The sequence below is a fragment of the Falsiroseomonas tokyonensis genome, from assembly GCF_019024325.1.
Taxonomy (GTDB): Bacteria; Pseudomonadota; Alphaproteobacteria; order Acetobacterales; family Acetobacteraceae; genus Falsiroseomonas; species Falsiroseomonas tokyonensis.
This window is the reverse complement of the sequence record NZ_JAFNJS010000003.1, coordinates 151,353-164,439: the sequence shown is the minus strand read 5'-3', so window position 1 is coordinate 164,439 and position 13,087 is coordinate 151,353. Positions and strand designations below refer to the sequence as shown.

Sequence of the window (13,087 nt, the reverse complement as noted above, 5' to 3'; positions counted from 1 at the left end):
ATCAGGTGAATGACGACGATTCTCTGCAGCGTCTGCGCCCATGCCCGGCCGGTGGAGCTTTACGAGCAGTTCCTGAACTACAACGCCGCGGTGGAGGCGCCGCTGCTCCACATGGCGCATATCTCCCGCGACACCCAGGCCGAATTCGCCGCCGAGGCCGACCGGTCCGGCGTCGATTTCCGCAGCCTGCCGAATGTCCATTTCAATAGCAGCGCCTATTCCAGTGGCACCGGGGTGATCTCCTCCCTGCTCGGCTTCCACTATGCCAATGTCATCGAGGCGATCCGGCTGGGTCTTTCCTTCGACTATGTGCTGATCCACACCAGCTCCGACCTGTTTTTCCGCCGCCTTCCCGCCAGCTACATCGAAAGCCGCGACATCGGCTGCCCCTGGCGGGAGCATCTCTACAAGGAAGACCCCTATTACGAGCGGGCGACCAACGACACCCACTTCTTCGAACTCTGCCAGCTGATCGTGCCCGACCGGCGCCTGCGCAAGGGCCGGGTGGAGGGCGCCTTCTTCCGCCGGGACATTTTCCTGGAGCTGATGGCGCTGATGCTGAAATGCGAGTCCTTCGACGCCACCCGCCCCTGGTTCAAGAACTACCCCTTCGAGGAGATCGCGGTGCCGACCCTGGTCGCGGGCTATATGGCCAAGCGCCAGCTGCGCCTGGCGCGCAACCTGGTGCAGACCACGGACGGGAATTTCTTCGAGACCGTGACCGGCCGGAAGAAGGCCTGGCGGGAGGCGATGACGGCGCAGGAATTCGCCGCCCTTCCCGCCCTGCTCAAGGCCCGCAACACGGCCGAGGAGGTCTTCGGCGTGAAGTTCGTGGAGCGGTCGCAGCAGGACCCTGTGCGCCTGCAGATCCGCCAGGCGCTGGGCTACGAGGTGCGGCTGGGCGGCTGAGAGACCGTTTGAGAACACCGGACGGGTCGGTTCCGCGGCGCTTTTCCGCCCCTGCGGCGTTGGGCGGCTTGCCGATGCAACCAGCATCGGCCGCACCGCCCGCCTTGCAGGAACGAAAAATCGCCTGCGGTCCCTCAGCCGCCGGCATTCTCAAACGGTCTCTGAGCCATCACGCCGCCCGCAGGTGTTCCTGCAGCCGCGGCATCAGCTCCACCAGATTGCAGGGCCGGAAGCGGCTGTCGAGCTGGTGGACAAGAATATCGTCCCAGGCATCCTTGCAGGCCCCGGTGCTGCCCGGCAGGGCGAACAGATAGGTCCCGCCCGCCACCCCGCCGATGGCGCGGGACTGGATGGTGGAGGTGCCGATCGTCGCATAGCTCAGCATGCGGAACAGCTCGCCGAAGCCGGTGATCTCCTTCTCCAGCACCCGGGCGAAGGCCTCCGGCGTCACGTCCCGGCCGGTGATGCCGGTGCCGCCGGTGGTGATGACGCAATCCACCTGGGGGTCCGCGATCCAGGCGCGCAGCTGCGCCTCGATCAGCGCGGCCTCGTCGCGCAGCAGGGTGCGCGCCGCCAGTTCATGCCCCGCCTCCGCGATGCGCGCCACCAGCGTATCGCCGGACCGGTCGGTGGCCAGGTCGCGGCTGTCGGAGACGGTGAGCACGGCGATGCGCACCGGCAGGAATTTTCTCGACTCGTCGATCGGCATCGGCCCTGCCCCTGGAAGTCCAGCCCCAATCTAGGGCCGGCCAGGGCTCAGCGCGAGATCAGCATGGCGGCGACCGCCGGGGCGCCCTGGAACTGCGGGAAGCGGCCCGTGGCCAGCGCGTCCAGCGAAGGCGAGGGCAGGCCGAGGCGGGCGGCATAGATCCAGGAATAGGCCAGCACCCGCTGCACATAGAGCCGCGTCTCGCCGATCGGGATGCTTTCGATGAAGAGGAAGGGGTCGGCGCGGTGCCGCACCGCCGGCAGCCAGCGGGACATATTGCCGGGCCCGTTGTTGTAGGCGGCCAGCAAGCGGATCAGGTCGCCATTCACCTGGCCGTTGCGGGCCAGGTAGTAGACATAGCGCTGACCCAGCTCCAGCGAGAAGCCGGCATCATGCAGGCGGGAGACATTGGCCCCGCGCAGGCTGGAATCGCCCGTGATGTAGCTGGCGGTGGAGGGCATGATCTGCAGGATGCCCCGCGCCCCGGCCGAGGAGACCGCCGCCGGATTGAAGTTCGATTCCTGCCGCGCCAGCGCATAGAGCAGCGAGGGATCCATGCGGAAGCCGCCCAGCGGCTCCAGCCGCGGCAGCGGGAAGCGGGCAAAGTCGCGCGGCCTTCCATCGGCGGATTGCGACAGCGCGGCGAGCTGGGAAGCCAGCTCCGACATGCTGGCCTGGGTGGCGACCAGCAGCATGGCGCGCACCACGCCGGCATTGCCCTGCACCCGCGGCCAGAGCACGCGCAGCTCCGCCTCCGCCCGGGCGGCCTGGCCGATCTGCAGCAAAGCGAGCGCGCGCCAGCCGCCGGCGGTCTCGGCCATGGCGGCGGCCTCGCTTTCGCCTGCCACCTCGCTCTGCCAGGCGAAGCCCATGGGCAGTCCCAGCGCGCGGCGCGCGACCAGGCCGTAGAAGGTGCGCGGCTCCTGCGCCGCCTGCATCATCCAGGGCACATAGGCCTGCGGACGGCGGGCGCGGACGGCGGCGCGGGCGGTCCAGAAGGCGGCGGCGGCGCGGGTGGCAGGCGCCGCGATCTCGGACCGCGCTGCATGTTCGAAATAGGCGAGCGCCGCCTCCGGCCGGTTCAGCGCCCAGGCGGCGAGGCCGGCGATATAGCCCGGCAGGGCGCTGCCGCCGGATTGGCGGGCGGCTTCGGCGGCGATGCGGAAGGCCTCCTCGTCGCGGCCCTGCTGCAGCAGGGCCTGCGCCACCTCGGCCTTCAGCAGCGCGGCATAGGCGCCCTCGGCGCGGCTGCGTTCGATGGCGGCCAGCGCCGCGGCCACCTCCCCGTCCCGGGCGCGCTCGCGCACCGTGCGGTCCAGCGCCGGGTTGCGGGTGATGCGGCGGGCCTGCGGCTCGCGCTCCTCCGGCACCACCTCGGTGGTATCGGACAGCGCCTCCTGCAACGGGGCGGCGGGCAGCATCATGCCGCGCGGGGCGCGGCGCACCAGGCTGGCGTGGATCGCCGGCGCATCCGGATGGTCGCTGAAATCGGCCAGCCAGGCGACGATATCGGGCAGCGGCGGCTCGGCACCCGGGCGCAGCCAGCGGTCGGCCAGCACATGGCCGAGCAGGCGCCGATCCTCCAGCCGTTCCAGCTCCCGCGTCGCGGGGCCGAACTCGCCCCGGGCCTGCAGCTCGAAGATGCGTCGAAGGCGCGCCGCGTCCGAGGGCGCGAGCGGTTGCGGGAACCCGGCGACCCGGCCCTGCATGGCAGGGCGCGGGACGCTCATGGCGGTCTGGTCGACCCCTTGCGCGACGGCAGGGACCTGAGCCCCCAGCGTCAACGTCGTCCCCAGAAGCAGGGCCTTGGCCGCATGGCGAAGGCGGGATGCCGCAAGGGAACGCAGGGCCATGGGGCAGAACGCTTGCATGGCGGGCCACCCGTAAGGCGCCCGACCAGCCGTGGCAACTCCGCAATTCATCGCATCTTCGCGGCTTTTTTGGACGCACCGCGAAAATCAGTCCGTTAACGCATTTTTCTCATTGGTAAAATTTCAAGGCGGCGTGAATTCGCCGTCCAGTGTGCGCCGCAGCAAGACGAGGTCCATCCAGGCCTCCCGCTTGGCCGCCGGGCTGCGCAGCAGATAGGCGGGGTGCAGGGTGGGCAGGGCCGGCAGGCCGCCCGCTTCTCCCGGAAGGCGGTGCCAGCGGCCGCGCAGGCGGGTGATGCCCTCCTTCGCCCGCAGCAGCGTCTTGGCCGGGGTGCCGCCCAGCAGCACCAGGTGCCGTGGCTGGACCAGCTCGATATGGCGCAGCAGGAAGGGCAGGAAGAGCGCGATCTCCCCATCCGTCGGCGTGCGATTGCCCGGCGGGCGCCAGGGCAGGATATTGGTCAGGTAGAAGTTGCGCGACCGGTCCAGGCCAATGCTGGCCATCATCCGGTCCAGCAATTGGCCGGAGAGGCCGACGAACGGCCGGCCCAGGCGGTCCTCATCGGCGCCAGGCGCCTCCCCGATCATCATCAGCCCGCTTTCGGCCACGCCATCGGCGAAGACCAGGTTGGTGGCGGTGTCGCGCAGCGGGCTGTCGGTCTCGGCGATGGCGGCCCGCAGCGCCGCCAGGTCCTGCGCCTCCGCCGCCCGTGCGCCGGCGGCCGCGGCGGGGGGCGCGACCAGCGGCAGGGCGGCCGGCTGGATGGCGGGGCGCGCCAGTTCGGCCCGCGGGGCCGCGACTGGCGGATTGGCGGGCGGACGCGCGGCGAAGCGGTCGATCGGCGCCAGTTCCAGCGCCTCATCCGCCCCCCAATCCAGCTGCAACCGCAGGGCGGCCAGCAATTCCTCGCGCATTCCTGCCTGCATGGCGCCGATATCGGGCGGCTTCGGGGTTCCGCGCAATGGGGTGCAGGGCTACATGCGGGATACCGCAGGCGATTCCCCCGCGCAGGGGCTTTCGGCCCGCGACAATCGCAGATCCCAGCACCTGGGCATTCGCCGGTGCCGGAGCAGGAACGGCGGAGGACAAGCCATATGTCGGATGGGGCCGAACAGCGGGAATCGATGGAGTTCGACGTGCTGGTGGTGGGCGGCGGCCCCGCCGGCCTCGCCACCGCCATCCGGCTGAAGCAGGCCCGTCCGGACACCAATGTCTGCCTGGTGGAGAAGGGCGGCGAGATCGGCGCCCACATCCTCTCCGGCGCCGTGCTGGAACCCCGCGCGCTGGACGAGCTGTTCCCGGATTGGCGCGACGATCCGCCGGCGCTCGCCACGGCGGTGACCGACGACCGCTTCATGCTGCTGACGGAGACGCGCGGCCTGAAACTGCCGACGCCGCCGCAGATGCACAATGAGGGCAACTACGTCGTCTCCCTCGGCAATGTCTGCCGCTGGCTGGCCGCCAAGGCGGAGGCGCTGGGGGTGGAGCTCTATCCGGGTTTTGCGGCTTCGGACTTCATCCTGGAGGATGGGCAGGTGCGCGGCGTCGTCGCCGGTGTGGCCGGCATCCTGAAGGATGGCAGCAAGGGCCCCTCCTACGAGCCGGGGATGGAGCTGCGCGCCACCTACACGGTCTTTGCCGAGGGCTGCCGCGGCAGCCTCTCCAAGCGCCTATTCGAAACCTTCAGCCTGCGCGAGGGCGTCGCGCCGCAGACCTATGCGCTCGGCATGAAGGAGCTGTGGGAGATCCCCAAGGAGAAGCACACACCCGGCCTGGTCTGGCATTCCACCGGCTGGCCGCTGCCCTCCGACACCTATGGCGGGTCCTGGCTCTACATGCTGGGCGACAACCTGGTCTCGATCGGCTTCGTAGTCGGGCTGGACTACCCGAATCCCTGGCTCTCCCCCTTCGACGAGTTCCAGCGCTTCAAGACCCACCCGGCCGTGCGCGGCTTCCTGGAGGGCGGCAAGCGCATCAGCTACGGCGCGCGCGCGCTGAACGAGGGTGGCATCCAGGCGGTGCCGAAGCTGGTCTTCCCCGGCGGCATGCTGGTGGGCGATGCCGCCGGCTTCCTGAACGTGCCGAAGATCAAGGGCACGCATACCTCGATGAAGTCCGGCATGGTGGCCGCCGAGGCGATCGCCGCCGCCCTGGACGGCGACGCCCCCGCCCCGGTGCTGGACAGCTACCCCACGGCGCTGAAGGCGAGCTGGGTGTGGTCGGAGCTGGAGGGGGTGCGCAACATCCGCCCCGGCTTCGCGAAGTATGGCTTCTGGGGCGGCATGGCCGCCGCCGCGCTGGATACCTACGTCTTCCGCGGCAAGGCGCCCTGGACCTGGGGCCATCACGCCGACCACGAGACGCTGAAGCCCGCCGCTGAGTCCAAAAAGATCGCCTATCCCAAGCCGGACGGCGTGCTCACCTTCGACCGGCTTTCCTCCGTCTTCCTGTCCAATACCAACCACGAGGAACACCAGCCGAGCCATCTGGTGCTGCGCGACCCAGCCGCCTGGAAGGGGACGAACTGGCAAAAGTTCGCATCTCCCGAAAGCCGCTACTGCCCGGCGGCGGTCTATGAGGCGGTGGGCGAGGAGGCCGGCAATGGGCCGGGCGAGATGCACCTGGTGATCAATTCGCAGAACTGCGTCCACTGCAAGACCTGCGACATCAAGGACCCGCTGCAGAATATCGACTGGAAGACCCCTGAAGGTGGCGGCGGCCCGAACTACATCGGCGGCATGTAGCCAGGCCGCGCCACGGCGCTGGCCGATGGCCCTGCTGGCGCTGGTTGGCATCCCGCTCGGCATCGCGGCCGACCTGGCGCAGCCGGTGCTGCCGGCCGCCGGGCTGCTGGCGCTGTGCAGCGCGCTGGCGCTGGGGTTGGCCCTGCCGGCCGGGCGGGCGGCTTATGCGCCGCGGATCGCGGCGGCGGCGCTGCTCGGTTTCGCCGGCCTGGCCCTGGCGCAATGGCTGGCCGGCGCGCCGCGCGGGCTGCTTGGCGGGCATATGCCGGCGCTCGCTGCCTGGCAGGACGAGGTGCTGCAGACCCGGCCGCCACCGCCCTGGGATGCGGCACGGCTGCGGGCGGCCCTGGCCCAGCCCGGCGCGCGGCCCCGCCCCGCCCCGGCCTCCTCGGACGAATACCTGTTCAATGCGCTGCTGCTGGACGCGCGGGGCGATCGCGCCGGCGCCGCGGCGGCCCTGGCAGAATCCTTGCGCCTGGCGCCGCAGCCCCGCCCGGATGCGCTGCTGCTGCTGGAGGCGCTGCGCTTCTGGCCGCAAGCGCGCGAGTTGCTGGCCGAGCTGAAGGTGGCGCCCGAGGCCGCCGCACTGCTGGAAGCCCGGTCCCTGCCCGATCCGCAGGCGCGGCTCGCGGCGCTGGAGGCGCTGCTGGGAGAGGCGCCGGACGCCCCTCTGCTCGGCCTGGCCGCGCTCGCCCAGGCGCGCATCGCCGCAGCCTTGCCGCTGGGCCCGACCATAGCCAACGCCGCGCGCATCGCCGCCACGGTGGAGGCCTTCTCGGACGAGGCCCGCTTCGCCGCCTTCGCCGAAACCTTCCTGGACCCCCTCCGGGCGCTCCGCCTGCGGGAGGGCATCGAGGCGCTGGACTGGACGCGGGAGTTGGCGGCGCGGCGGCTGGCGGTGACGCCGCTGGTGCCACCGCCCGGCCAGAACAGCCTGCCGATGCTGCTGCGCATCGAGCTGCCGGAACCTGCCCAGGCGGTGCAGATCCGCCAGGGGGAGGCCTGGCAGCCCCTGCCCGAGACGCCCGGCGATGCCACGCCCACCCTGCGCATGCCGCGCCCCTTCCAGCCGCAGGAGCTGGAACTGCGCTACCTGGACCGGGAGGGTCAGCCCTCCGCGCCGCTGTCCTATGCCTTCGATCCGGTCGGCATCCTGCGCCGCCAGGCGCAGCGCGCGCTGCAGCGCCAGGGGCCTTTCGCCCTGTATCAGCCCGGCTGGACCGCGCCCGGCCAGCTCAACCCCCTGCCCATCGCCGGCCCCTTCCGCGCCGGGCTGGAAGCGGTGGAATGGCGGACGGATGACGAGGCCGCGCCGCGCCGCGTGCCGGTCGGCGTACCCGATGCCGCGCTGCTGGAAGGCGATCCGCCGCGCATCCTGGTGGAATTCGCCCCGCCGGAGGAGGCGCGCCTGCTGGTGCTGACGCCGATCTATGCCGATGGCGAGGTGGGCGAGCCGGTGCCGCTGCAGATCCGCTGACCCCTCTTCCCGTGCGGCCGGCTTGCGGGCACAGGATCATCCTGCTTCCCATTGAAGAGAGACACAGCATGACCCACCAGGCCCCCGCTGGATTCCAGCACGGCATCACCGCCGCCGCCGCCCGCACCATCCTGGACGCGACCCTCGCCAAGGGGCGGGAGCTCGGCCTCGCGCCGCTGACCGTCGTGGTGCTGGATGCCGGCGGCCAGCTGAAGGCGGCGCTGAAGGAGGATGGCAGCAGCCTCGCACGCGCCGATATCGCCTGGGGCAAGGCCTTTGGCGCCATGGCGCTGGGCTTCGGGTCCCGCGAACTGGCGCGGCGCAGCCAGTCCATGCCGGGCTTCATGAACGCGCTGTCCGACCTGGCGGGCGGCCGCGCCGTGCCGGTGCCGGGCGGCGTGCTGGTGCGCGCGGCGGATGGCGCGGTGCTGGGCGCGGTCGGCGTCTCCGGCGATGTCTCGGACAAGGACGAGGTCTGCGCGGTGGCCGGCATCAAGGCCGCCGGGCTGGTCGCCGATACCGGCGACGCGCCAGCCTGACGCAAGGGGCCTGATTGCCGATCGGGCGGTTGCGGGCCAGACTTCATCCCGCAACCGCAAGAGATTCGCGAAAAAATGCTCCGCATCCATGGCATCCCCCGTTCCCGCGCCTTCCGCTGCATCTGGGCGGCGGAGGAGGCCGGCCAGGCCTATGAGGTGGTGCCGGTGGGCTTCGGCCCGGGCCTGAAGGACGCGATCTCGGCGATCAATCCGAACGGCAAGATCCCGGCGCTGGAGGATGGCGGGCTGGTGCTGTTCGAGAGCCTGGCCATCAACCTGCATATCGGCGCCAAGGCCGGCGCGCCGCTGATGCCCGCCGGCGACGATGGCGCCCGGGTGCTGCAATGGACCCTCTGGGCCGCTACGGAGGCCGAGCCGCAGGCCATGCAATGGGCCTACAACACCTTCATCCTGCCGGCCGAGAAGCGCGACCCGGCGCTGGCCGCCGCCGGCGCCGCCGCGCTGGCGCAACGGCTGGCCGTGCTGGAGGCGCATCTGGCCGCCGGTGGCCCCTGGCTGCTGGGCGCCGCCTTCACCATCGCGGATTGCAACCTGGCCGGCGTGCTCTACGGCGCCTGGGCCAATGGCTTCGACCTCGGCCCCTTCCCGAAGGTGAAGGCCTGGCTGGATGCCGCGCTCAACCGCCCGGCCGCCCTGGCCGCGCGGAAGCAGCGGGAGGGGTAAGCTTCAGCGCGGGCCGCGGGCGCGGTTCAGCGCCAGTTCCTCCGGCGTCAGCTGCAGGCTGATCCGGACCGTGTAGTCGGCGGCGCGGCGGCCCTCGCCCAGCGGCATGGTCAGCCGCGCCGTCTGGCCCTGGACGGCCGTGCGGACGACGTTCGGGGCATAGGCGACGCGGCTGGTGAAGCCCTGGCGGTCGAGCACGGCGCTATCCGCGGCATCGGTCAGGGCGACGAACCAGGGCAGGTCCACCGTGCGGCCCTCGGCCGCCGGGCCGCGCTCCACCTCGAAGCGCGGGGTCACGCGCACATCCAGCCGGCTGCGGTTGCGCCCCCCATAGTCGCAGGTGGCGTCGAAGCCGGCGATGCGGGCATCGGCGGTCATCGCCGTCAGGTCGCCGCTGGCATTGCCGCGGAAGCGGGTGAGGTCCGCGCCCTCGGCCAGGATGACGATTCGCGGACAGGGCGCCTGCCCCGCCGTGGAGGCCCCGCCATCGCCGCCGCAGGCCGCCAGCAGGGCCAGGCCCGCAAGCAGCAGACCGGAACGGGCCGCCAGGCGCCCCCTTTTCCCCGAAGCCATGCCGAATCGTGCCATCCCGGCGCCCTTCCTGATCTCGCCACCCACCCGTGCCGCCGGCCCCCCTTTGAAGCAGGGCGGGCGGCCGGTAAGGTGGTGCGGCGTCGCCACGCTGCGTCTATCGCATCGCCGGCGCCGTCCGACCATCCCCGACCCCCCGCCCCCAGGCGGCGCAGCCCCCCGGCTGCATTTTCCGGGGGCAGCGAGGCGCCGAGCACCCATATGCCCGAGACCATGATGCCCTCCTCCTCCCCCAACGGGACTTCCGGCACCAAGCCTCGGCTGAAGGTGCTGCTCGCCGGCCCACGCGGCTTCTGCGCTGGCGTCGATCGCGCCATCAAGATCGTGGAGGAGGCGCTGAAGCGCCACGGCGCGCCGGTCTATGTGCGGCACGAGATCGTCCACAACCGCTTCGTGGTGGAAAGCCTGGAACGCCAGGGCGCCGTCTTCGTCGAGGAATTGTCGGAAATTCCCGATGACGGCCGCCCCGTCGTCTTCTCCGCCCATGGCGTGCCCAAATCGGTGCCCGAGGCGGCGGCACAGCGCAAAATGTTCGCGCTCGATGCCACCTGCCCGCTGGTCTCCAAGGTGCATCGGGAGGCGGAGCGGCATTACGCCCGCGGCAAGCACATCCTGCTGATCGGCCACGAGGGCCACCCCGAGGTGATCGGCACCATGGGCCAGCTGCCGCCCGGCGCCGTGACGCTGGTGGAGGACGCCGACCAGGCCGAGACGGTGATACCGCCCGGCGACCTTCCCCTGGCCTATACGACGCAGACCACGCTCTCGGTGGATGACACCGCCGGAATCGTCGCCATCCTGCAGCGCCGCTTCCCGGAGATCGCCGGACCGGCCAAGGAGGATATCTGCTACGCCACCACCAATCGTCAGGCTGCCGTGAAGGCGATCGCGGCGCGCGGGGCGGAGCTGGTGATCGTGGTGGGGGCGCCGAATTCCTCGAACTCCGTCCGGCTGGCGGAGGTGGCGCGTCGCGCCGGGGCGGCGCGGTCCCTGCTGGTGCAGCGCGGCGCGGGGCTCGATCCCTCCGTCGCCGATGGCTGCGCGACCATCGGGCTCACCGCCGGCGCCAGCGCGCCGGAGGTGCTGGTGGACGAGGTGCTGGCGCGCCTGTCCACCCGCTTCACCCTGGAGGTGGAGGAGGTCGTGGTGGCCGAGGAGAAGGTGGTGTTCCGCCTGCCGCCGGCCCTGGCTGCCGAATAGACCAAGGCCGTGGCTGTCTATACCGAAGTGACCGATGAGGCGCTGCGCGCCTTCCTGGCGGATTACGAGATCGGCGATCTGCTCGCCTTCCGCGGCATCGCGGAGGGGGTGGAGAATTCCAACTACGCGCTGCGCACCACGCAGGGCGACTTCGTGCTGACGCTGTACGAGAAGCGCGTCGACCCGGCCGAGCTGCCCTATTTCCTGGGGCTGATGGAGCACCTGGCGCGCGCGGGCCTGGCCTGCCCGACGCCGGTGCGGGGCCGGGACGGCGCGGCACTGCGCGAACTGGCCGGGCGGCCTGCGGCGATCTGCACCTTCCTGGAAGGCGTCTGGCCGCGCCGGGTGCGCCCCGAACACCTGGCGCCGCTGGGTGGGGCGCTGGCCCGGCTGCATGCGGCCAGCGGCGACTTCGCCGCCACCCGCCCCAATGCGCTGGGCCCGGCCGGCTGGGCGCCGCTGCTGGAGGCCTGCCGCGGCCGGGGCGACGAGGTGCAGCCCGGGCTGATGGCGGAACTCGACCGGCATCTGACGGAAATCCTGGCCGCCTGGCCGGCACCCGGCGCGCTACCGGTGGGGCAGATCCATGCCGACATGTTCCCGGACAATGTCTTCTTCCTGGCCGATGCCGAGGGCCGGCCGCGCGTTTCCGGCGTGATCGACTTCTACTTCGCCTGCACCGACCTGCTGGCCTACGACATCGCCGTCTGCCTGAACGCCTGGTGCTTCGAGCCCGATGGCGCCTTCAACCTGACCAAGGCGCGCGCCATGGTGCAGGCTTACCAGGCGCTGCGGCCGCTGACGGAGGCGGAGGGCGCCGCCCTGCCCGTGCTCTGCCGCGGGGCGGCGATCCGCTTCCTGCTGACCCGCCTCTATGACTGGACTCATACGCCGGCGGATGCGCTGGTGACCCGGAAGGATCCCTTGGAATACCTGCGAAAGCTGCGCTTCTTCGCGCAGGTGGAGACCCCCGGTGCCATCGGAGTTTGACGTCGCGCCGCCGGAAGACCGGCCCTTCGTCGAGATCTGGACCGATGGCGGCTGCAAGCCCAATCCCGGCCCCGGCGGCTGGGCCGCCATCCTGCGCGCCGGCACGGTGGAGAAGGAGCTGACCGGCGGGGAGGCCGCCACCACCAACAACCGCATGGAACTCACCGCGGCCTGCGCCGCGCTGGAGGCGCTGAAGAAACCTTGCCGCGTGGTGCTGCATACCGACAGCGAATATGTCCGCAACGGCATGGAGCGCTGGATCAAGGGCTGGGTGCGCAACAACTGGCGCAACGCGGCCAAGCAGCCGGTGGCCAACTACCCGCTGTGGCAGCGCCTGCTGGCCGCGGCGAAGCCGCATGAGGTGGAGTGGCGCTGGGTGCGCGGCCACAATGGCGATGTGATGAACGAGCGCGCCGACGTGCTGGCGACGCGGGCGCGGGAAGGGCTGGGGTAGAGAACGACCCGCTCAGCCGGGCGGATGCTTTGCGTCAGGGCCCGAAGGCGCGGGTCACCAGGTCGAGGTGGGCGTCGCGGAACTGCTCGATCGGCAGCGGTTGGAGCGGGTCGAAGGTGATGCGCCAGAGCGCGGCCATGACCGCGGGACCAGCCAGGACCATGGGCAGGGCCGTCAGGGCACCCGGGCGGATCTCCCCGGCCGCGATGCCGCGTTCTACGATGCGCTCCAGCATCACCTGCGCCCGCTGGACCGAGACCCGGTGCCAGCTCTCCAGGATCGCGGGAAAGCGCTGTCCTTCCATGATCATGATGCGCATCAGCGCCACCGTTTCCGGCCGCGCCATCGCCGCATAGAGGCGCGACAGCAGGGCGCGCAGCAGGTCGAGGCTGCTTCCCTGCTCGCTCTCGATCTGCGCCAGCAGATCATCCTGCAGCGGGGTCGCGCGCGCCGCCACCGCCTCGAACAGGGCCTCCTTGGTCGGGAAATACAGAAACACCGTCCCCTTCGCGACCTGCGCGCGTCGGGCGACATCCTCCATGCGCGCCGCCGCGAAGCCCCGCGCCCCGAATTCGGCCAGGCCCGCCTCCACGATCTCCCCCGGCCGCGCCTCCTTGCGGCGACGACGGGTGGGCACTACTGACTCCTCAGTCATTAAATCCTTCCCATTGGGTGGGCGATGCGTTACTGACCTGGGGGTCACTATAGCGACATGCCCCGCGCGGGCAACGGAGGTCCGCATGCCGCCCCCGGCAGACCCATCGATGGCCGAGACCCAGCCCGGCCTTCCCTTGCCCCTGGTCCATCGCGCTGCGCCGCAGGCGGCGGATGCGCCGGCGCACCGAGCGGCTGGGGCGGCCAGGCGCGGCAGATCGGCATGGTGGCGCGGCCTCGGCCTCCTCCTGCTCCTCGGGCTGG

13 protein-coding genes are annotated in these 13,087 nt (G+C 71.3%); 8 read left to right on the top strand and 5 right to left on the bottom strand.

Going from position 1 to position 13,087, the window contains the following annotated elements; all coding sequences use genetic code 11:
* Window positions 1-9: 9 nt before the first annotated feature.
* Window positions 10-909: a hypothetical protein gene (locus J3S20_RS11330; RefSeq protein ID WP_216836592.1), complete on the top strand. Its 900-nt coding sequence runs from the start codon at window positions 10-12 to the stop codon at window positions 907-909.
* A 169-nt stretch (window positions 910-1,078) separates the two neighbouring features.
* Here the strand turns inward: J3S20_RS11330 and moaB are convergent, their stop codons facing one another.
* From moaB to J3S20_RS11315, 3 genes are all read right to left on the bottom strand, one after another.
* Complete coding sequence (gene moaB / locus J3S20_RS11325) at window positions 1,079-1,618, bottom strand: molybdenum cofactor biosynthesis protein B (RefSeq protein ID WP_216836591.1); 540 nt, start codon at window positions 1,616-1,618, stop codon at window positions 1,079-1,081.
* A 47-nt stretch (window positions 1,619-1,665) separates the two neighbouring features.
* Complete coding sequence (locus J3S20_RS11320; protein WP_246602697.1) at window positions 1,666-3,348, bottom strand: lytic transglycosylase domain-containing protein; 1,683 nt, start codon at window positions 3,346-3,348, stop codon at window positions 1,666-1,668.
* A 264-nt stretch (window positions 3,349-3,612) separates the two neighbouring features.
* On the bottom strand, window positions 3,613-4,404 hold the full coding sequence (locus J3S20_RS11315; RefSeq protein ID WP_216836589.1) for a uracil-DNA glycosylase: 792 nt from the start codon (window positions 4,402-4,404) through the stop codon (window positions 3,613-3,615).
* Window positions 4,405-4,584: 180 nt separating this feature from the next.
* On the opposite strand from J3S20_RS11315, the gene J3S20_RS11310 reads away from it, so the two are divergent.
* The 4 genes from J3S20_RS11310 to J3S20_RS11295 all read left to right on the top strand — a co-directional run bounded on the left by J3S20_RS11310 (window position 4,585) and on the right by J3S20_RS11295 (window position 8,934).
* Entirely contained in the window at window positions 4,585-6,234 is a 1,650-nt protein-coding gene (locus J3S20_RS11310; protein WP_216836588.1) for an electron transfer flavoprotein-ubiquinone oxidoreductase, read from the top strand.
* Between the two features lie 25 nt (window positions 6,235-6,259).
* Window positions 6,260-7,711, top strand: coding sequence for a hypothetical protein (locus J3S20_RS11305; protein ID WP_216836587.1), 1,452 nt, complete (start codon window positions 6,260-6,262; stop codon window positions 7,709-7,711).
* A 68-nt stretch (window positions 7,712-7,779) separates the two neighbouring features.
* On the top strand, window positions 7,780-8,250 hold the full coding sequence (locus J3S20_RS11300) for a GlcG/HbpS family heme-binding protein (RefSeq protein ID WP_216836586.1): 471 nt from the start codon (window positions 7,780-7,782) through the stop codon (window positions 8,248-8,250).
* 75 nt (window positions 8,251-8,325) lie between these two features.
* Window positions 8,326-8,934: a glutathione S-transferase family protein gene (locus J3S20_RS11295; RefSeq protein ID WP_216836585.1), complete on the top strand. Its 609-nt coding sequence runs from the start codon at window positions 8,326-8,328 to the stop codon at window positions 8,932-8,934.
* A 3-nt stretch (window positions 8,935-8,937) separates the two neighbouring features.
* Here the strand turns inward: J3S20_RS11295 and J3S20_RS11290 are convergent, their stop codons facing one another.
* Entirely contained in the window at window positions 8,938-9,522 is a 585-nt protein-coding gene (locus tag J3S20_RS11290) for a hypothetical protein (RefSeq protein WP_216836584.1), read from the bottom strand.
* Between the two features lie 204 nt (window positions 9,523-9,726).
* Between J3S20_RS11290 and ispH the strand changes: the two genes are divergently transcribed.
* Genes ispH through rnhA form a run of 3 tightly spaced genes read left to right on the top strand, consistent with a single transcriptional unit; the run spans window position 9,727 to window position 12,169 of the window.
* Complete coding sequence (gene ispH / locus J3S20_RS11285; protein ID WP_216836583.1) at window positions 9,727-10,725, top strand: 4-hydroxy-3-methylbut-2-enyl diphosphate reductase; 999 nt, start codon at window positions 9,727-9,729, stop codon at window positions 10,723-10,725.
* 9 nt (window positions 10,726-10,734) lie between these two features.
* A complete protein-coding gene (locus J3S20_RS11280) occupies window positions 10,735-11,715 on the top strand; it encodes a homoserine kinase (protein ID WP_216836582.1) in 981 nt (326 codons plus the stop codon).
* Window positions 11,699-12,169, top strand: a complete 471-nt coding sequence (gene rnhA, locus J3S20_RS11275; protein ID WP_216836581.1) for a ribonuclease HI — start codon at window positions 11,699-11,701, stop codon at window positions 12,167-12,169. The genes J3S20_RS11280 and rnhA overlap by 17 nt, the downstream gene beginning before the upstream one ends.
* A gap of 34 nt (window positions 12,170-12,203) precedes the next feature.
* Here rnhA and J3S20_RS11270 read toward each other — a convergent pair whose 3' ends face one another.
* Window positions 12,204-12,806, bottom strand: a complete 603-nt coding sequence (locus tag J3S20_RS11270) for a TetR/AcrR family transcriptional regulator (RefSeq protein ID WP_216836580.1) — start codon at window positions 12,804-12,806, stop codon at window positions 12,204-12,206.
* Window positions 12,807-13,087: the final 281 nt, after the last annotated feature.